Below are 18,838 nucleotides of genomic sequence, written 5' to 3' on the forward strand. Positions count from 1 at the left end.
GGCAGGAGCCGCCCTTCCTCAAGTATTTGCACACCGCTGTGCATTTGCACAGTGGTGTGCAAGTTACTTCATTGCACACCACTGTGCAAGTTGCGTAGAGTGCAGCCATGAACCCGCGTGACAGCAGCCGCGCCGACCTCAACCGCCGGCGCATCCTCGACGTCGCCCTCGCCGAGCTGCTCCGCGACCCGGACGCGTCCATGGACCAGATCGCGCGCGCGGCGGGCGTTGTCCGCCGCACGGTGTACGCGCACTTCCCGAGCCGCGAGGCGCTGATCAGCACCCTGCTCGACGGCGCCGTGGAGATGGTCGCGGCGGCGAACATGACGGGCCTGGAAGGCGTGGCGGACCCGGCGGAGTCGCTCGTGCGCTCCACGCTGGCGGTCTGGGACGTCGCCGACCGCTACCGGATCCTCGTCGCGCTCGCCCAGCGCAGCGTCACCGTGCAAGGCATCCGCGATCGCCTCGCCCCGGTCCGCGAAGCGTCCGTGGAGATGCTTCAGCACGGCCTCGATCAGGGCCTGTTCACGTCCCCGCTGTCGGCACGGGCCCTGACGTTCCTCCACGAGCAGATGCTCATCGCCCTCATGGAAGCGGTGAACGACGGCCTGCTGGAGGCCGACGCGGCCGGCCCGGCCGCCGCGGTCACCATGCTGACCGTCTCGGGCGTGCCCGCCTCCCGGGCCACCGAACTCGTCGCGAAGCTGAGCGCCGGGACCGAACGCTGATCTCCGCCCGGTGCGGCGTGGTCAGCGGCCGGAACCGCTGCACTGGGCTGAGGCGTACCTGCCCTCGGCGGTGGTGGAGCTGAGCAGCTTGCCGTCCAGGGTGATGGTGCAGGTCACCGGTCCGGCATCGCCGCCACGCTTGCGCTGCGCGTTGAGTATCAGCGGCTTGCGCTCCCCCCTCGGAAAGGTCATGCGCCACGGGAAGGGAATCCCGCTCAGGCGGATGATGTCGCCGTCCTGATCGGTGTAGGTGACGCTGCCCACGTTGCGTGATCCGCTGGCCGTCACCTGGTAGACCACCTCCGGGGAGCCCGGGTTCGCGGAGGTGGCCGGCCCGGCCGCGCCGGCTGGGCTCTCCGACGGGCCGCCGGTCGCGGTGGGTGTCTGCTTCTGCCCGTTGCCGGTACGGGTGGGCAGCGGCGCGGTCACCTCGGTGGCCGGGCCCGGCCCCTGGGCGTCGCTGCCGTCGTCGGGGCCGAACTGGTCGATGGCGAGCATGCCGGCGACGAACAGCGCGCACGCGGCGAGGACCGCCACCACCCAGCGGGTCGCGCGGCGGCCCCGGCGGCGCGGTGGCGTCCCGCCCGCCCAACCGGCGTCCGAGCCGGCATGCGGTGCCATGCCGGCGAACGGGCCGGCGTGCGGTGCCTCGTCGCCCGCCGGTGCCGGGCCGGCGAACGGTGTCGTGTCGGCCGGCGGCGGCTCATCCGGGCCCGGCACCGACGCGGCGTCGCCGAGGGCCGAGGTGGAGGCCTCGGTCAGCCAGGGGTCCGCGGGCGGGGCCAGCCGCACCGGATCGTCGTCGTGCGGCCCGGGACCGCCGGCCGCGGCGGCGCGGCGACCCGGCCCATCGGGGTGCGGGTCGTCGCCGGCGAAACCGCCGCCATCGAAACTGGTCACAACGCCGAGGCTACGGCCCGGCCGCCACACCGTCACCACGATCTTGCCCTGGTCAGCGGGCTTTGGCATGATCACCGCTGGCGTGCCACCGCGCGCCATGGACGTCATCCCGGCGGGAGGCCTGGTGCGCGGGCGATGGCTCATCGGGGCGGCAGCGGCCCTTGTGGTCGGGCTGGCCGCGCTCTGGCTGGGAACGTCCCTCCCCCACCGCGACGCCGCCGGGCGTGAACCGGCCGTGCCGCTCGCCGACATCCCGGCGCCCGGCGCGTCCGGCAGCGTCCTGGTGTCGGTCGCGCCCGCGGTGCGGTCCCCGGCCACGACGCCTCCCGCCTCCGCCGCGGCGGCGCGGCCGTCGGCCACGGGCAGCCCGTCGGCCAGGCCCGGCTCGGCGCCGCTGGCGGGACGGATCCGACCCAACGTCACCTACCGCGGGAAAGCCACCTTCTACGACGCCGGGAACGGCGACGGCGCCTGCCTGTTCGGCCCGGCCGACGACATGATGATCGCGGCGATGAACCAGACCGACTACGAGTCGGCCAAGGCCTGCGGGGCGTATGTGCGGGTGCGCGCGGCCAACGGAGCCTCGGTCACGGTCCGGATCACCAACCTGTGCCCGTTGCCCTGCGCGCCGGGGCAGATCGACCTGAGCCCGCAGGCGTTCGCCAAGCTGGCCGAGCCCTCGCTCGGCGAGGTGCCGATCACCTGGAAGCTGCTCAGTCCCGACCTGTCCACCAAGATCTCGATCCGGTACAAGACCGGGTCCAGCCGGTGGTGGTGCGCCCTTCAGGTGATCAACCACCGCAACGCGGTGGCGCGGCTGGAGGTCCGCGCCGGCGGCGGCTGGCGGCGACTGCCCCGGGAGAGCTTCAACTACTTCGTCTCGGACCGCGGCGACGGATGCGGCGACGCGATCCGGGTCACCGACATCTACGGACAGCGATTGACCTTCACCGGCGTCGCGATCTCCCCCGATGTCGTGCAGCCCACCCGCGAGCAGTTCGACCGGCACTGAGCCCGCCCCGTCCCGGTGGACGGGCGGCCCGGGCCATCAGACCGCCAGGAGCCGGCGTCCCGCGGCCGCCGGCCGGACACCCGGCCCGTCGGCCGGCACGGCGTCCGGTCGATGGCCGGCGGCCGCGACAGCGACCTCGTCGATCGTGATGCCCAGGCCCGGCGACTCCCCCAGGACGAACGCGCCGTCCTCGACGGACAGGTCGGCGGACACCCCCACCGGCGGCAGCAGATCCTGCAGCTCGCTGACCATGTGGTTCGGCACGGACGTCGCGGCGTGCAGCAGCCCGACGGGGGTGGTGCCGATCGGGCTGACCGGCAGGTCGTGGGCGTGCGCCAGGGCGGACACCCGCAGGAAGTGGGTGACGCCCCAGACCGCGGCGGTCTGGACGATGTCGACGGCCCCCGTGGCCAGCAGCGGGCGGAACTGTTCCAGTCCGGTGAGGTTCTCGCCGGTGGCGACCGAGGCCCGGACCCCGGCGCTGACCGCGGCCAGGCCCTCGGCGTCCCACCGCCGCACCGGCTCCTCGACCCAGGTGAGGTCGATCGTGCGCTCGATCTCGCGGACGTGGCGGACCGCCTGCTTGCGGGTCCAGCACTCGTTGGCGTCAAGCATGAGACCCGGCCGAGTTCCGCCCGCGGCCTCGGTCAGCACGTCCCGCACCAGCGCCAGGCGGTGCCGGTCCCGGTCGACGTCCAGGCCGCCCTTGAGCTTGGCCGCCCGCAACCCGTGCCGGGCGTAGACCTGGTAGGTCGCGACCAGCTCGTCGTCGGTCAGGCCGATGTCCAGGCCCGAGGCGTACGCCGGCACCCGCCGGTCGCGCCCGCCGAGCAGCCGCCAGAGCGGTTCACCGGCGGCCCGCGCCTTGATGTCCCACAGGGCGCTGTCGAGCGTGCCGATGGTGCCGAACACCGGCCCCGCGTGGCCCGCTTTGAAGGTCTGCCGCAGCATGCGGTCGTACAGCGCGGTCACGCAGCGGGGATCCTCGCCTTCGATCGCCGCGAAGATGGCCTCGATCTCCACGTGCGAGCCCAGGCCCACCCCGGTGATGCCCGCGTCGGTCTCGACCAGGACGATCGGCACCGCGATGACCCCGTCCGGGTAGACCCCGTTGGCGTCACCGACGGGCCGGCCCCATCGCTGGACCGTGGTCAGCGTCCGATACCCGGTGATGCGCATGTCAGCCCTTCATGGAACCGGCGGTCACACCGTCGGCGATCTGGCGTTGCAGGAAGAGGTAGATCACCAGGACCGGCACGGCGGCGATCAGCACTCCCGAGGCGAACAGGGGAATGTCGGACGTGTACTGCCCGCGCAGGGACGTGACGCCGACCATCAGGGTCCGGCGTTCCGGCGAGGGCGTCATCAGCAGGGCGATCAGCACGTCGTTCCAGCAGAACAGGGCGTTGAGCACGCCCACCGACAGCAGCGCGGGGCGCCCCATCGGCAGCATGATCCGGCGGTACACGCCGTACGGGCTGTTGCCGTCGATCCTGGCCGCGTCCACGATCTCGCTGGGAATCCTGCTGTAGTAGCTGGTCATCAGGTAGATCGTGAAGGGCAGGAACTGCGCGACGTAGGCGAGGATCAGCCCGGGGTAGGTATCGATCAGGCCGGTGTCGGCCATGGTCCGGGCGAGCGGCACCATGATCACCTGGAACGGTACGAACAGCGCGGCCAGGCAGCCGAGGAACAGGGCCCGCGAGCCACGGAACCGCAGGTGGCTCATGGCGAAACCGGCCATCGAGCCGATCAGCAGGAGCAGGGCGACGGCGCCGGTCACGACGATGAGCGAGTTGACGAAGTATCGCGCCATGCCACCGCTCTCCCACGCGGTGCTGATGTTGTCCCAGCGCAGCGCGGAGCTCAGCGAGAACCGGTCGAAGATGTACTCACGCCGCGTCTTCATCGCGACGTTGGCGGTGAACAGCATCGGGTAGATCGTGGCGATCGCGAGCGCCGCCATGCCGGCCGCGATCACCCATTTGCCCAGCCGGGATCCGCGCATCAGTCCTCCTTCAGGCCGCGGCGCAGGATCGCGATCTGCGCCAGCCCCACCACGAGCATCACCAGGAAGAGCACCGTCGACGCGGCCGAGGCGAGCGCGGGCCGGCTCATCTGGCCCTGCTGGATCCAGATGTAGTACTCCGGCAGGTAGGTCGACCCGCCGGGACCGCCGCTGGTCATCACGAACAGCAGGCCGAACATCGACGTCAGCATGCCGATCATGGTGGTCACGAACACGAACTGGATGGTGCGGGACAGGCCGGGAATGATGACGTGCCGGATGACCTGGGGCGTCGACGCGCCGTCGACCCTGGCCGCGTCCAGCAGCGTCGGGTCCAGCGTGGCGAAGCCGGACAGGAAGACCACCAGGCCCATGCCGAAGGTGGCCCAGATGTGCACGCCGACCACCGAGAAGATGGCCACCGACGAGTCACCGAGCCAGTCCACCGGGTCCAGCCCGACGAACCCGAGGACGGCGTTGAGCGGGCCGTCGACGGAGAGCAGCAGGTTGAAGATCGCGCCGATGATCACCGGCGACAGCACGGCGGGGAAGAAGTACACGCTGCGGAAGAACCGGTTCCCGGGCACCCGCAGGAAGATGAACGTGGCCAGCAGGCCCGGGATCGCGACCGCGACCGGCAGCAGCAGCACGAGCAGCCCGACGTTGCGCAGGGCCGTCCGGAAGACCGGATCGTCGAACAGCTCGGCGTAGTTGCTCAGGCCGACCCGCATCCCGTTCTGGTCGCCGTCGCCGGTGAAGGAGAAGTTGACGCCGAGCAGCAGCGGCCACAGCCGGAAGACGACAATGATCAGCAGCGCCGGCGCGACGAGCACGAAGGGAGCGAGCCGTTCACCGAGCGGCCGTCCGGGCCCGCGAGCCGCTGGCGCCTGGTCGGCCCGCCCCGCCGGAGCGGAGCGGACCAACAGGGGTGAGTCACCGGTCGGCACGGGCTCAGGCCTTGTCCGAGGCGGCGAGCTGCTTGACGGCCTGGTCGACGGTGATCTCGCCGGCCAGCAGTTGCTGGGACACCCGGCCCATCACGTCCTGGGTCTTGGCGGAGAGCGCCACGTGCAGCGCCGGCTTGCCGTCCTTGATCTCCGCGCTGATGGCGGCCGCGGCGGGACCGCCGTCGGTGACCGTCACCGTGGTGTCGGAGGCGATGGAGCCGGCGTCGGTGGAGTACGCGGCCAGCGCGTCGGTACTCGTCAGGGACCGGACCATGTCCGCCGCGAGGGCGGGGTCCTTCGTCCACTTCGCCACGCCGTAGCCGACGCCGCCGTCGTAGGCGAGGCTCGGAGCGGCGCCGGCGGTGACCACCGGTGCCAGCATGACGCCGAGGTTGTCGGCGCCCAGGATCGGGTTCATCTCATGCCAGCCCCCGACGTCCGACATGAGACCGATCATGCTCGCGGCCTTGCCGCCCTCGAACTTGGTGAAGGCGTCCATGAACATGGCGGTGGAGTTCGGACCCGTCGTGTTCAGGCCCTTGTCGTTGACCTCCTGCCACAGCGCGAAGAGCTTCCGCACGTTCGGGCTGTTCCAGTTCCGCTCGCCGGCGATCCACTTGTCGTACTCGTCGGGAGACAGGATGCCGGAGCCCATGCCCGACATCCAGAACTGGATGCCGTAGCCCTCCTTGTTGCCCTGGGAGAAGCAGGGCACGCCGGCGGCCTTCTTGATCGCGGCGCAGGCGCTGATCATCGCGTCCCAGGTGGCCGGCGGCTTGCCCGGGTCGAGGCCGGCCTTGGCGTAGAACGTCTTGTTGTAGTAGATCGGGTGACCCTGCAGGGTGATCGGCGCGGCGTAGATCTTGCCGTCCTTGCCGAACGCGTCCCAGCCGGCCAGCCGGGACTTGTCCGGCGCCACGTACTCATCGAGCGGAAGAAGCGAGTCCGCCCGGTCGCGGAGCTGGCCGCCGCCGTTGAAGAGGATGACGTCGGGGCCCTTGCCGGACTGAATCGCGGCGCCCAGCAGGGTGTAGTACTGATCGAAGGGCTGAGCCACGAATTCGACCGTGGTGCCGGGGTGCTTCTTGGCGAAGTCGGCCTTCGCCTTGGCGACGTAGTTGGTCGCCGTCTTGTCGCTCGACTTCCAGTCCCAGACCACGATCTTGCCGGCCGAGCCGCTGGTCGAGGATTTCTTGCTGGAGGCGCTTCCACACCCGGTCAACACCAGGCTCCCGATCAGGACGGCCAACCACAGTGCACGCTGCTTCATGGCTGCTCACTCTCAATGGCGGGCTGGCCGGCGCACCGGCCGACGCGGCGAAGTGAGGCGAAACATAACTCGTATGATGTTTGCCGTCAAGACAGTGCGCTAGGGTATGCCGCGTAGGACGCGTGGCACCGCCCGCGGCGGGCCGGTGGAGGGAACATGGCGGCACCTTGGCAGACGACACCGGCCGGATCGGAGTCCCCCGGCTGGGTGCGGCGACCGGCCAGCCTCGGCAAGGCCCTCACCGGAGAGCTGGTGGAGCGCATCGTCCGCGGGGTGCACCCGCCGGGGACGTCGTTGCCGCCGGAGCCCGTCCTGTGCGAGACCTTCTCGGTGAGCCGGACCGTCGTTCGGGAGGCCGTGAAGATCCTCCAGGAGAAGGGGCTGGTGCAGGTCCGCCAGGGCGCCGGCACCATGGTCAATCCGCCGGCGATGTGGGACATGCTCGACGAGCTGGTCCTCGCGGCGACCATCGCCGACGACGACGGCCTGGAGATCCTCGACGACCTCGTCGCCACCCGGCGCGTGCTGGAGTCCGACATGGCGAATGTCGCCGCCCGGCTGGCCGGGCCGGACACGATCGAGCAGCTGCGCGCGCTGGTGGACCGCATGGACGAGCTCGTCGACGACCACGTCGTTTACGAGGAGCACGATCGCGCCTTCCACGACACGATCATGCGGACGTCCGGGAATCGCATCGCCCGCGCCGTGGTGCGGTCGCTGGAGAGCCAGGTCATCACCATCGCCCGATACATGGGCCGGCCCGAACGGGCGCTGTGCGAGGCGTCCAACCTCGGCCACCGCCGCATCTACGAGCGCGTCGCCGCCCAGGATCCCGACGGTGCCGCGTCGGCCATGTGGAGCCACATCACCGACGCCTGGCTGGTCCGGCGGACCGGCCCGGGCGATCCGGTGCGCCTGAACCGTTAGGGGATGGCTGGCGGATCATGGCGTCGCCGAGACGCCCCGTTACGGGCGCGCGGCGGCCTTGAGGGGCTGGACCTCCGGCATGGTGCCGTTGACCCTCAGATGGTCGCGGAGCCAGCCCTCGGTGTTGCTGACATGCAGGAGGGCGGCGGCCTGGGCGAGCGGGCCGTCCTGTTTGACCAGCGCCAGATAGATGGCCTCGTGCTCGGCGAGGGTGCGGCCGGCGGCGTCCCCGTCGACGAGTCCGCGCCAGATCCGGGCCTGCAGGGTCTGGCTCGAGATGCCGTCCAGCAGAGACACCAGGGTGTCGTTGCCGGTGGCCGCGACGACGGCGCGGTGGAACGCGGCGTCGTGGTGGTTGAGCAGCTCGACGTCGTCGCGCGCCTCGCGCATCGCGTCGAGGTGCCGCTTCACCTCGGCCAGGCCGGTGTCGCCGATCCGGGTGGCGGCCAGCGCCGCGGCGACCGGCTCGAACAGGCGCCGGACCTCCATGAGCTCGAGCAGCGTGCCGGTGTCGCCCTGCAGCAGCTCGACCGCGCCGACCAGGCCGCCGAGGAGAAGGTCGGGCTGGAGACTGGTGACGTAGGTGCCGTCGCCGCGGCGGATCTCGAGGACGCGAGCCACGGCGAGGGCCTTGACCGCCTCGCGCATGAGGTTGCGGGACAGCCCGAGCTGGGCGGCGAGCTCCGCTTCCGGCGGCAGCTTCGAACCGGGAACCAACTCACCGGCCTGGATGAGCTCGCGGATGCGGGCGATGGCCCTGTCGCTCAGTGACACCGGCGGACACCTTCCTGGCTCACCACGCGAGCGCGGCTCGCCCCGGGCACAGGATATCAGTGACATCCCATGTCTGTGGCGATCGGCCCCGCCGCCCGCCCGGGACGGCGAAACCACCGGGGTTGTCTACCAGCAGACGTCCTACCTTTGGCGAGGTGACGAGGGCGTCCCGGGGCGGCCGCCGCGATCGTGTCGCCCGCCGCGAGGCGGTCCAGCAGGGCCCGCTGTTCCGGCCGTTCCCGCGGTGCCGCGCCGGAGCCCGGCCCGGTCGGCGGCACAGCGGTCACCGGCCCAGCCATCCGCCGTCGACCGCCAGGACGGCGCCGTGGACGTACGCCGCCGCGTCGGAGGCGAGGAAGACCGTCGCCCCGGCGATGTCGGCGGCGGCGCCCCACCGGCCCGCGGGTATCCGGTCCAGGATGGCCGCGGCCCGGACGGGGTCGTCGCGCAGGGCCTGGTTGTTGTCGGTGGCGATGTAGCCCGGAGCGATCGCGTTGACGTTGACCCCCCACGGCGCCCACTCGTTGGCCAACGCCTTGGTCAGGCCCGCGACGCCGTGCTTGGCGGCGGTGTAGCTCGGCACGGTGATGCCGCCCTGAAAGCTCAGCAGCGACGCGGTAAAGATGATCTTTCCGTACCCGCGGGCGATCATGGCACCACCGAGCGCCCGGGCCAGGACGAACTGCGCGGTGAGGTTGACCTGCAGCACCAGGTCCCAGTCCGGGTCGCGGTGCCGCTCGGCCGGCGCCCGGCGGATCGTGCCCGCGTTGTTGACCAGGATGTCGACCGGACGCTCGCGGCGGGCCAATTCCTCGCCCAGGTCACGGACGGCGGCGGGGACGGCGAGGTCGACCCGGATCGCCTCGAACGACCGGCCGGCGGCGATGACGTCCTTCTCCACCTCGCTGCCGGCCGCCTCGAGGTTGGCGCTGACGCCGATGACGTCGGCGCCCGCCGTGGCCAGCGCGTGTGCCATGGCCCGGCCGATGCCGCGCCGGGCACCCGTCACCACGGCGAGCCTTCCGGTCAGGTCGAAGGGGTTCACGAGCCGGCTCCCTCGCGTGCGCAGTCGATCAGGACCTTCATGACGTCCCCGCCCGTCTCCAGGGCGTCGAATGCCGACGCCGCCTCGGCGAGTGGCACCACCTTGCTGATCAGCAGGCCGGCCGGCACGGTCCCGTCCGCCACGAGCTCCACGGCCCGCTCGAAGTCCGCGCGGTCGTACAGGCGCGCTCCCACCAGGGTGAGCTCCCGCCAGAAGAAGCGGTGCAGGTTCACCGGGCGGGGTTGCGGGTGGATGGCCACCAGGCAGAGCCGGCCGCGCACGCCGAGAACGTCGACGGCGGCGGCGACGCCCCCGGCGGCGCCGGAGACCTCGAAGCTGACGTCGGCGCCCGCGCCGCCGGTCCACTCGTCCGCCAGGCCGGCGACGTCGTCGGTGGCGGGGTTCCAAGTGGACAGACCCATCCGCCCGGCCACCGCCCGGCGGTAGTCGCTGAGCTCGGCGAGGCGGACATCGGCGCCGCGGGAGCGCGCGACCAGCCCGATCAGCACGCCGATCGGCCCGCCGCCGATCACCACGACCCGCTCGCCGGCCCGCACGGCCGCGCGGCCCACGTCGTGGACGGCCACGGCGGTCGGCTCGACCAGCGCCGCCCGGTCCAGCGGGAGCGTGGCGGGCAGGCGCACGAGGGTCGAGGCGGGCACCGTCCAGCGCTGCTGCATGGCACCGGGCGAGTCGATGCCGATGAAGTTCAGCCGGTGACAGATGTGCTGGTGGCCGGCCACGCAGGCCGGGCAGTCACCGTCCCACCGCAGCGGCATCACGGTCACCTCCTGCCCGGTCCGCCACTCCGCCACGCCCGGCCCGACCCTGGTGATCCGGCCGGACATCTCGTGGCCGAGGACGGCGGGCGGCTGGACGCGGGCGTCCATGCTCCCGTGATAGATGTGCAGGTCGGTGCCGCAGATGCCGACGAACGCGGGGGCGATCTCCACTTCCCCGGGGCCCGGCGGTGCGGTCGTGACCGGTCCGGTCTCCAGCGTTCCGGGCGCGGTGTAGCGGACGGCGAGTTCGGTCGTCATGGCAGGGTCCCTTCGTCACGGGCACCGACGGTCAGCAGCACAGTCGATCAGCTCCTCGTCGAGGCCAACTGGTAGAAAGTCGTGGCGGTGCCGGCGAGGACGGCGTGCCGCTCCGCGGGCCGGAGATCGCCGAGCAGTTCCTCGACGGCGGCGGCCCACCCGTTCCAGCCGCCCGCGATCACGCAGACGGGCCAGTCGGAGCCGAACATGAGCCGGTGCGGCCCGAACGCCTCGAGCAGCAGGTCCCATACCGGGCGGAGGTCGGCGGTCGTCCAGGACGCGTGGTCGGCCTCGGTGACCAGTCCGGACACCTTGCAGCACACCTGGGGGTGCGCCGCGAGCTCGCCCATGTCCCGGCGCCAGGCGGCGAGGTCGCCCCCGGCGATCGGCGGCTTGGCCGCGTGGTCCACGACCAGCCGCAGGCCGGGCAGGCGTTCGGCCAGGCGGATCGCCTGCGGCAGTTGGCCGGCCCGGATGAGGACGTCGTAGCCGAGTCCCCGCTCCGCGAGCGCGCCCAGGCCCCGCTCGACGGCGGGCCGCTGCAGCCAGCCCGGGTCGGTCTCGGCCTGGACGATGTGCCGCAGGGACCGCAGGAGATGCCCGCCGGGCCCGGCGCGGAGCCGGTCGACCGCATCGCCGAGCGCCGGGTCGGTCAGGTCCGCCCAGCCGACGACGGCGCCGACCCGCGGCTCCCGCCCGGCCATCGCGAGCAGGTCCTCGGTCTCCGCCGGGGAGGTCACGCACTGCACGACCACGCTGGCGGTCAGCCCACGGCCGGCGATGGTCCGGGTCGCGGCGGCGTGCAGGTCGGCGAGGACGAAGGTACGGCGGATGGGTGCGTAGGCCGGTTCGTCGAGCCAGTCCTGCGGGCGCCGGGCCAGGTCCCACACGTGGTGGTGCGCGTCGACCAGGGACAGCGGATCGTCAGACACGGTCGGCCCACACGGGTCCGTCGGGGTAGCGGTATTCCTTGAGCGAGGCCGGCAGCATCCGCGCGCTCAGCCCGGGCAGGATGGGTGCGAGATAGCGGCCGTGCTCGACGCGTACCGGATCGACGAAGTGCTCATGCAGATGATCGACATACTCGATCACCCGGTCCCGCATCGTCGCGGAAACCGCGACGAAGTCGAACATCGACAGATGCTGGACCATCTCGCACAGCCCGACGCCACCGGCATGCGGGCAGACCGGCACCCCGAACTTCGCGGCCAGCAAGAGGATCGCGATGTTCTCGTTGATCCCACCGACCCGGGCGGCGTCGATCTGCACGATGTCCACCGCACCGGCCTGCAGCAGTTGTTTGAACACCACCCGGTTCGCGACGTGCTCACCGGTGGCGACCTTGATCGGTTGGACCGCCCGACGGACGGCTGCGTGGCCGAGGATGTCGTCGGGCGAGGTGGGTTCCTCGATCCAGTACGGGTCGTACGGGGCGAGCCGGCGCATCCAGTCGATGGCAGGCTGCACGTCCCAGCGTTGGTTGGCGTCCACCGCGATCCGGATGTTGTCACCGACCGCCTCCCGGGCGGTCTTCATGCGCCGCACATCGTCCTCGACGCTGGCACCGACCTTCAGCTTGATCTGCGTGAAGCCGTCAGCGACCGCCTCACGGGCCAGCCGGGCGAGTTTCTCGTCGGAGTAGCCCAGCCAGCCCGGCGTCGTCGTGTACGCCGGATAGCCACGCTCCAGCAACAGGGCGATGCGTTCGGCGCGGCCCGGCAGGGCCCGCCGCAGGATCTCCAGCGCCTCGTCCGGGGTGAGCGCGTCGGAAAGCCAGCGGAAATCGACCTGGGCCACGATCTGCTGAGGTGACATCTCGCCGAGGAACCGCCACACCGGCATCCCGGCACGCTTGGCCGCCAGATCCCAGGCCGCGTTGACCAGCGCCCCCGCGGCCATGTGAATCACGCCCTTCTCCGGGCCGAGCCACCGCAGTTGCGCGTCGTGGGTGAGCGACCGGGCGAAACCACCGAGGTCACCACACACCTCGGTCACCTCCCGGCCGACCACATACGGGGCCAGCGCGGCGATGGCGTTCGCCTGCACGTCATTGCCGCGCCCGGTAGTGAACGCCAGGGCGTGTCCCTCGATGCCGTCCTCGGCGTCGGTGCGCAGCCGGACGTACGCGGCGGAGTAGTCCGGCTCGGGGTTCATCGCGTCCGAGCCGTCCAGCTGCTCGGATGTCGGGAAACGCACGTCCAGGACGTCCAGCGCCACGATGCGGGCGGATTCGGGAGAAGACATGGTTGCGGCTCCTGTCAGGGGTGGGCGATGTCAGTCCTGGACCTTGCCGCCGGTGATCCGGGAGACGATCAGCGCGGCCAGGATGATCAGCCCGTTCAGGGCGCCGATCCACTGCGCGGGGATGCCCGCGAGGGTGAGCACGTTCTGGATCATGAACAGCAGGAGGATGCCGGTGAACGCGCCGACCATGCTGCCCTTGCCGCCGTTGAGGCTGATGCCGCCGATGACGGCCGCCGCGAAGACGGTGAAGATGTAGCCGTTGCCCTGGGCCGAGGCGACCGACGCCAGCCGGCCGGACAGCAGGAGACCGGCCAGGGCGGCGAGCAGGCTGCCGGTGACGATGACGATCCACAGCACCCGGTCGGTGCGGATGCCGGCGGCCTTGGCGGCGTCGACGTTGCCGCCGATCGCGTAGAGCGACCGGCCGAAGCTGGTCCAGCCGAGCACGACGACGGCCACCGCGAACAGTGCCAGGCAGATCCAGATGGACGCGGGTGCGCCGAGCCACTGGGTCGTGCCGAGGTAGAGCATCGACGGCGGCAGGCGGAAGAAGGTCTGGCCGCCGGAGATGCCGGTCAGCGCGCCGCGCAGCACGATGAGCATGCCGAGCGTGACGATGAACCCGTTGAGCCCGAACCGGATGATCAGGACCGCGTTGACGACGCCGATGAGCGCGCCCACGGCGAGGGTGACCGGGATCGCCCATCCCCCGGGCAGCAGGCCGAGCCCGTGTCCCGCGCCGGCCGGCACCACGAGCCAGGCCGCCACGCCGGGGGCGAGGCCCATGGTGGATTCGAGGGACAGGTCCATCTTCTTGACGATCAGGATCATCGTCTGGGCCAGCACGAGCAGCGCGATCTCGGACATCGTCTGCAGCACGTTGAGCAGGTTGTCCGGCTGCAGGAAGACCGGGCTGACGATGTATCCGACGACCAGGATGATCAGGATCGCCGGGACGAGGGCGAGGTCGCGCAGCCGCGCGAGGGGGATCCGGCCGCCGAGCAGGCCGCGTCCCTTCGCGGCGGCCGCCGTCGCGTCCGGTGCGGGGCTGTCCGCGAGGGCGGTGTCAGGCATCGAGGTCCATTCCTTCCATGGCGGCGACGAGTTCGTGGTCGTGCCAGCCGCGGTCGATCTCGGTGGTCACCCGGGCCTGGAACATCACCAGCACGCGGTCGCACACCCGCAGGTCGTCGAGTTCGTCGGAGGCGATGAGCACGCCCGCCCCGGACCGGGCGGTCTGTTCGACCTTGTCGAGGAGGAACTCCTTGGACCGCACGTCGACTCCCGCCGTCGGGTTGATCAGCACCAGCAGCCGCGGGTCGTCGGCCAGCGCCCGGGCCATGACGACCTTCTGCTGGTTGCCGCCCGACAGCCCGGACACGGCCAGGTGCGGGCTGGGCGTCTTGATCGCCAGGTTCTCGATCAGGCCGCCGGCGATCGCGTCCCGGCGCCGGGAGTTGATGAAGCCGTGCCGGCCCAGCCGGGCCGGCACCGACAGCGTGCCGTTGTCCGCGACCGACATGTCCGGGACGAGACCCTGATGGTGACGGTCCTGCGGCACGAACCCGGCGCCGGCGGCCAGCGCGTCGGGCACGCTGCCCGGGCGCGGCCGGCGCCCGGCGATCTCGACCTGGCCGCTCGCGGCCGAGCGCAACCCGACGACCGTCTCCGCCAGCTCGGTGCGCCCACTGCCGGCGGCGCCGGCCAGACCGACGATCTCACCCGCGCCGACGGTGAAGCTCACTTCCCGGTACGCGCCGTCGGCGCTGATCAGCCCGCGCACGCTCAGGGCGGCCGGCGCGGCGGCGTCGACCGTACGGGTGCTGTCCCGGCGCTGGGCTCCGGTGGTGTCACCGGTCATGGCGGCGACGAGATCGGCGCGCGGCAGGTCGGCCACGGGCGCGGTCACGATGTGCCGGGCGTCCCGGAAGACCGTCACCACGTCGCAGATCTCGTAGATCTCCTGCAGGTGGTGGCTGATGAACAGGAAGGTCACGCCCTGGGCCTGCAGGTCGCGGATGCGCCCGAACAGCCGGTTGATCGCGGCCCCGTCGAGCTGGGCGGTCGGCTCGTCGAGAATGATGAAACGCGCCCCGAAGGACAGCGACCGCGCGATCTCCACGAACTGCCGCTGCTCCACCGACAGGTCGCCGGCCGGGGTCCGCGGGTCGACCTCGACCGACCACTCGGCGAGCAGGCCGGCGGCGCGGCGGCGCAGCGCGGGCCAGGCGATCAGACCGGAACGCCCGCGGTCGTGGCGGTTGAGGAAGAGGTTCTCGGCGACGGTCAGCTCCGGGATGATTGTCGACTTCTGATAGACACACGCCACCCGCTGCCGCCACCCGTCGCGGTCGGCGAGCCGCGGCGCGGGCCGGCCGGCGAAGGTCACCGCGCCCTCGTCCGGGGCCTGCAGCCCGGTCAGGATCGACACCAGCGTGGACTTGCCGGCCCCGTTGCGGCCGACGAGCGCGTGCGTCTCCCCCGCCGAGACCGTCAGGTCGACCCCGTTCAGGGCGACTGTCGGCCCGTACTTCCTGGTGACGCCCGTCGCCTGGACGACGGGCGGTTCCGCGGGGTTCCGCGCGTCGCCGGCGCGGGCGGGTGCGTCAGGCATCCCAACCGCCTTCACAGTCGTCAGCTGAGGTTGTTGCCCCACAGCGACTTGTCGTCGCTCTTGAGGCTCGTTTCGCCGCCGTAGGTCGCGCCGTCCCTGGTGACCAGCGGGGCGGACAGCTGGTCTTCCAGCAACCCGTCGCGGACCTGGATGATCGTGCTGTCGTGATCGGTCGGGCCGGGCTTGAACGTCTGCCCGTCGATCGCGGCCTTGACGTAGAACAGGGCGTACTTGGCGTAGAGGTCGGCGGGCTGCGACACGGTGGCGTCGATCTGGCCGGACGCGATGTTCTTCAGCTCTTCGGGGATGCCGTCGTTGGAGACCACGAAGACGTGCTTCGGGTCCTCCGGCGCGACCAGCAGGCCCTTCTGCTTCAGCACCTGCAGCGTGCCGGACAGCGCGAAGCTGGACTGCATGTAGATGCCCTTGATATCGGGGTTCGCGGTGAGGTCGGTCTGCAGCTTCTGCGCCGCGATCGCGCCGTCCCAGTTGGTGGCCTCCCCGAAGACCTTGATCTGCGGGAAGTCGGCCTTCATGCAGTCGTTGAACGCCTCGGTCCGGTCCCGGCCGTTGATCGAGTCGAGGCCGCCCTGGAGCATGACGACCTTGCCCTTGCCGCCGAGCTTGGCGCCGAGGAACTGGCACGCCTTGGTGCCGTAGGCCCGGTTGTCCGCCCGGACCACCATCGCGACGCTGCCCGAATCGGGACGGGTGTCCACGGTGACGACCGGGATCTTCTTCGCGGCCAGCTGATCGAGCGTGGGCGCGATCGCCGCGGTGTCCTGCGGCGCCATCACCACGCCCTGGACGCCCTGGCTCATGAAGGTCTGCACGTTGGCGGCCAGCTTGGCGACGTCGTTCTGCGAGTTGGTGGTCTTCAGGGTCAGCCCCAACTGGTCACCGGACTGGGGCGTGTACTTGATGAACGAGTTCCAGAAGTCGGTGTCCGAGCGCGGGTAGTCGACACCGACCACGGGCTTGCCGCCCGCCGCCGGGTCGGAGTCGGAGCCGGAGCCACGGTTGCAGGCGCTCACGAGAAGCAGCGCGGACGTGACGGTGACGATGGTGCGGAGCACGGCTGTGGGACGCATCGCTGCTCTCTCCTGCTGGTGTGCCAGACGGACGGGCGATGTTTCGAGTCCGAGAACGCCATGTGACGCCCAAGTTGGACATGGGATGTATGTATAGACCGCCGCGCAGGCTGTGTCTATCACCTCACTCGTCTTCCCGAGAATCGGCCGCTTTAAATACGTTTTATGGCGTCAAGGGTGTTTCGCCGCCGATGTCGAGACATCCAATCTCTCCCCTTGACATCACGGGCCCATCCGCATGAGATTCATCGACAACTTCCGAGCCACCGAGGCCCGCTTGCTGGAGGACTTCATGTCGCCTTCTGGGATGTCCCGCCGGATCCTGCTGTCCGCTGTCGGGCTGACCACCGCCACCGCGGGGCTGGCGGGGGCGGTCGGCGCGGGACCGGCACTGGCGTCGAAACCGCACGCCGGCGCGCCCGACCTGCGGAGGTTCGCGAACCTGCGCTTCGGGATGTTCAACCACTTCAACGTGGGCACGTTCACCGATGAGGAGTGGGCCCGGCCGAACCAGGACCCGAAGCTGTTCGCGCCACCGCAGGTCGACTGCGACCAGTGGGCGCGGGCCGCGGTGGCGGCCAAGATGAGCTACGGGGTGCTGACCACCAAACACCACGACGGCTTCAGCCTCTGGCCCTCGAAATTCGGCACCTACAACGTGTCCACCAGCGGCTACCAGCACGACGTCGTCGCCCAGTACGTCAACGCGTTCCGGTCCCGCGGCCTGAAGGTCGGCCTGTACTTCTCGATCTGGGACCGCAGCCACACCGTCGAGGCATACGACACCCGGCACGGCGTCGGCGCCAGCGAGGCGATCCAGCCCGGCGACCTGGCCTACGTGCTCGGGCAGATCCGCGAGCTGCTCACCGGCTACGGCAAGATCGACATGTTCATCACCGACGGGTACGCGTGGCAGATGGGTCAACAGGCGCTGCCGTACCGGGAGATCCACCGGCTGGTGAAGTCGCTCCAGCCGGGCATTGTGATGATCGACCACGGCGGCCTGTCCCAGCCCTGGCTCGGCGACGCGATCTACTTCGAGGAGCCGCTGGGGATCACCGCCCCGGACGGCAACCGGTACGCCGGCATGCAGGGGCAGACCATCAGCAACGGCTGGTTCTGGCATCCCAGCACGCCGACGACCGAGCCGATGGGCCGGGACGCGATCCTCGACCACCTGGCCGACCTGGAACCGAAGTGGACGTCGCTCATCCTCAACTGCCCGCCCAACCGCGACGGCCGGCTCGACGACAACATCGTCGCCCGGCTCGGCGAGGTCGGCGCGGCCTGGCAGCCCGTCAGGCGCTCCGCCCTGCCGGCCCAGCCTGCCCGGTGCGAACACCAGGTCACTCCCGTCAACGCGTACGCCACGGCCTTCCACACCGGCGAGGGCCCGCTGCGCGCCATCGACGGGCTGAGCGACAAGGGCTTCGAGACCTGCTGGTCGACCTGGAACCTGCCACTGCCGCAGTCGATCACCCTGGACCTGGGTGGCGTGTGGAGCGACATCTCCACATTGGAGTACCTGCCGAAGCAGTGGAACCGGCACTATCTGACCGACGGCGACATCACCTCGTACACGATCTCGACCAGCGTGGACGGGGTCACCTTCAGCAAGGCGACCGCCGGCACCTGGCCGGGGACCATGGCGACGAAGATCGCCGAATGGCCGCAGCGGAAAGCGGCGTTCGTGCGGCTGGAAGTGCACAAGGGAACCGGCGGCTACGCCAACGTCAGCGGTCTGCATGTCGGCGGCCGGCGGGTCGAGCCGGTGCGGCTCTCCGGGCCGCCGCTGGCCGGTCGCCGATACCGGGTGGAGGCCCGGCACAGCGGCAAGGTGGCCGCGATCGCCGGCACCGACATCGTCCAGGCCGCTTGGAACGGCGGCGACGGCCAGAAATGGGACCTGCTGGCCGCCGGCGACGGCTACTACGAGGTCCGCAACGTGGCCTCCGGCACGCTCATGGAGGTCGCCGGGCTGTCCCGTGCCGACGGCGGCAACGTCGCTCTGTGGCCGGACGACGATGTGCCCCAGCAGCATTGGGCCATCACCCCGATCGGCGCCGGCTACCACATCCTGGTCAACCGGCTCAGCGGCCTCGCCCTCAACGTCGCCGCGGCCGGCACGACCGACGGCGCCGACATCAACCAGTTCACGTACGGCTCCGCACCGCACCAGCAGTGGAAGCTCATCACGCTGCCCTGACCCCACCCCACTCCGCCACACCGGCGCCGGTT

17 protein-coding genes are annotated in these 18,838 nt (G+C 71.0%); 4 read left to right on the forward strand and 13 right to left on the reverse strand.

Annotated elements, in window-relative coordinates:
- The first annotated feature begins 107 nt into the window (after positions 1–107).
- Positions 108–728, forward strand: coding sequence for a TetR/AcrR family transcriptional regulator (locus DMB66_RS16515; protein WP_125804962.1), 621 nt, complete (start codon positions 108–110; stop codon positions 726–728).
- A gap of 21 nt (positions 729–749) precedes the next feature.
- On the opposite strand, the gene DMB66_RS16520 is transcribed toward DMB66_RS16515, so the two are convergent.
- Positions 750–1,628: a hypothetical protein gene (locus DMB66_RS16520; protein WP_125804963.1), complete on the reverse strand. Its 879-nt coding sequence runs from the start codon at positions 1,626–1,628 to the stop codon at positions 750–752.
- Between the two features lie 67 nt (positions 1,629–1,695).
- Here DMB66_RS16520 and DMB66_RS16525 point away from each other — a divergent pair, with 67 nt between their 5' ends.
- Positions 1,696–2,640, forward strand: a complete 945-nt coding sequence (locus tag DMB66_RS16525) for an expansin EXLX1 family cellulose-binding protein (protein ID WP_125804964.1) — start codon at positions 1,696–1,698, stop codon at positions 2,638–2,640.
- 36 nt (positions 2,641–2,676) lie between these two features.
- On the opposite strand, the gene DMB66_RS16530 is transcribed toward DMB66_RS16525, so the two are convergent.
- The 4 genes from DMB66_RS16530 to DMB66_RS16545 all read right to left on the reverse strand — a co-directional run bounded on the left by DMB66_RS16530 (position 2,677) and on the right by DMB66_RS16545 (position 6,865).
- Positions 2,677–3,819, reverse strand: coding sequence for a mandelate racemase/muconate lactonizing enzyme family protein (locus DMB66_RS16530; RefSeq protein ID WP_125804965.1), 1,143 nt, complete (start codon positions 3,817–3,819; stop codon positions 2,677–2,679).
- 1 nt (position 3,820) lies between these two features.
- Positions 3,821–4,648, reverse strand: coding sequence for a carbohydrate ABC transporter permease (locus tag DMB66_RS16535; protein WP_125804966.1), 828 nt, complete (start codon positions 4,646–4,648; stop codon positions 3,821–3,823).
- Entirely contained in the window at positions 4,648–5,481 is an 834-nt protein-coding gene (locus DMB66_RS16540) for a carbohydrate ABC transporter permease (RefSeq protein ID WP_233624602.1), read from the reverse strand. Before DMB66_RS16540 ends, DMB66_RS16535 begins: the two co-directional genes overlap by 1 nt.
- A gap of 118 nt (positions 5,482–5,599) precedes the next feature.
- Positions 5,600–6,865, reverse strand: a complete 1,266-nt coding sequence (locus DMB66_RS16545) for an ABC transporter substrate-binding protein (protein ID WP_125804967.1) — start codon at positions 6,863–6,865, stop codon at positions 5,600–5,602.
- Between the two features lie 156 nt (positions 6,866–7,021).
- Here DMB66_RS16545 and DMB66_RS16550 point away from each other — a divergent pair, with 156 nt between their 5' ends.
- Positions 7,022–7,792: a FadR/GntR family transcriptional regulator gene (locus DMB66_RS16550; protein WP_199752403.1), complete on the forward strand. Its 771-nt coding sequence runs from the start codon at positions 7,022–7,024 to the stop codon at positions 7,790–7,792.
- 39 nt (positions 7,793–7,831) lie between these two features.
- Here the strand turns inward: DMB66_RS16550 and DMB66_RS16555 are convergent, their stop codons facing one another.
- The 8 genes from DMB66_RS16555 to DMB66_RS16590 form a co-directional block, all read right to left on the reverse strand.
- Positions 7,832–8,566 (reverse strand): FadR/GntR family transcriptional regulator, encoded by a 735-nt coding sequence (locus tag DMB66_RS16555; protein ID WP_125804968.1) that lies wholly within the window; start codon positions 8,564–8,566, stop codon positions 7,832–7,834.
- A 283-nt stretch (positions 8,567–8,849) separates the two neighbouring features.
- On the reverse strand, positions 8,850–9,611 hold the full coding sequence (locus DMB66_RS16560) for an SDR family oxidoreductase (protein ID WP_125804969.1): 762 nt from the start codon (positions 9,609–9,611) through the stop codon (positions 8,850–8,852).
- Positions 9,608–10,651, reverse strand: a complete 1,044-nt coding sequence (locus tag DMB66_RS16565) for a zinc-binding dehydrogenase (RefSeq protein WP_125804970.1) — start codon at positions 10,649–10,651, stop codon at positions 9,608–9,610. Before DMB66_RS16565 ends, DMB66_RS16560 begins: the two co-directional genes overlap by 4 nt.
- Before the next feature lie 47 nt (positions 10,652–10,698).
- Complete coding sequence (locus DMB66_RS16570) at positions 10,699–11,583, reverse strand: amidohydrolase (protein WP_125804971.1); 885 nt, start codon at positions 11,581–11,583, stop codon at positions 10,699–10,701.
- Entirely contained in the window at positions 11,576–12,895 is a 1,320-nt protein-coding gene (locus tag DMB66_RS16575) for an enolase C-terminal domain-like protein (protein ID WP_125804972.1), read from the reverse strand. Before DMB66_RS16575 ends, DMB66_RS16570 begins: the two co-directional genes overlap by 8 nt.
- Before the next feature lie 30 nt (positions 12,896–12,925).
- On the reverse strand, positions 12,926–13,969 hold the full coding sequence (locus DMB66_RS16580) for an ABC transporter permease (RefSeq protein WP_125804973.1): 1,044 nt from the start codon (positions 13,967–13,969) through the stop codon (positions 12,926–12,928).
- Entirely contained in the window at positions 13,962–15,509 is a 1,548-nt protein-coding gene (locus tag DMB66_RS16585; RefSeq protein WP_125804974.1) for a sugar ABC transporter ATP-binding protein, read from the reverse strand. The genes DMB66_RS16580 and DMB66_RS16585 overlap by 8 nt, the downstream gene beginning before the upstream one ends.
- A 20-nt stretch (positions 15,510–15,529) precedes the next feature.
- Entirely contained in the window at positions 15,530–16,600 is a 1,071-nt protein-coding gene (locus DMB66_RS16590) for a sugar ABC transporter substrate-binding protein (RefSeq protein WP_125804975.1), read from the reverse strand.
- Between the two features lie 238 nt (positions 16,601–16,838).
- On the opposite strand from DMB66_RS16590, the gene DMB66_RS16595 reads away from it, so the two are divergent.
- Positions 16,839–18,806, forward strand: coding sequence for an alpha-L-fucosidase (locus DMB66_RS16595; RefSeq protein ID WP_199752404.1), 1,968 nt, complete (start codon positions 16,839–16,841; stop codon positions 18,804–18,806).
- Positions 18,807–18,838 lie beyond the last annotated feature (32 nt).

The organism is Actinoplanes sp. ATCC 53533 (genome assembly GCF_003947245.1).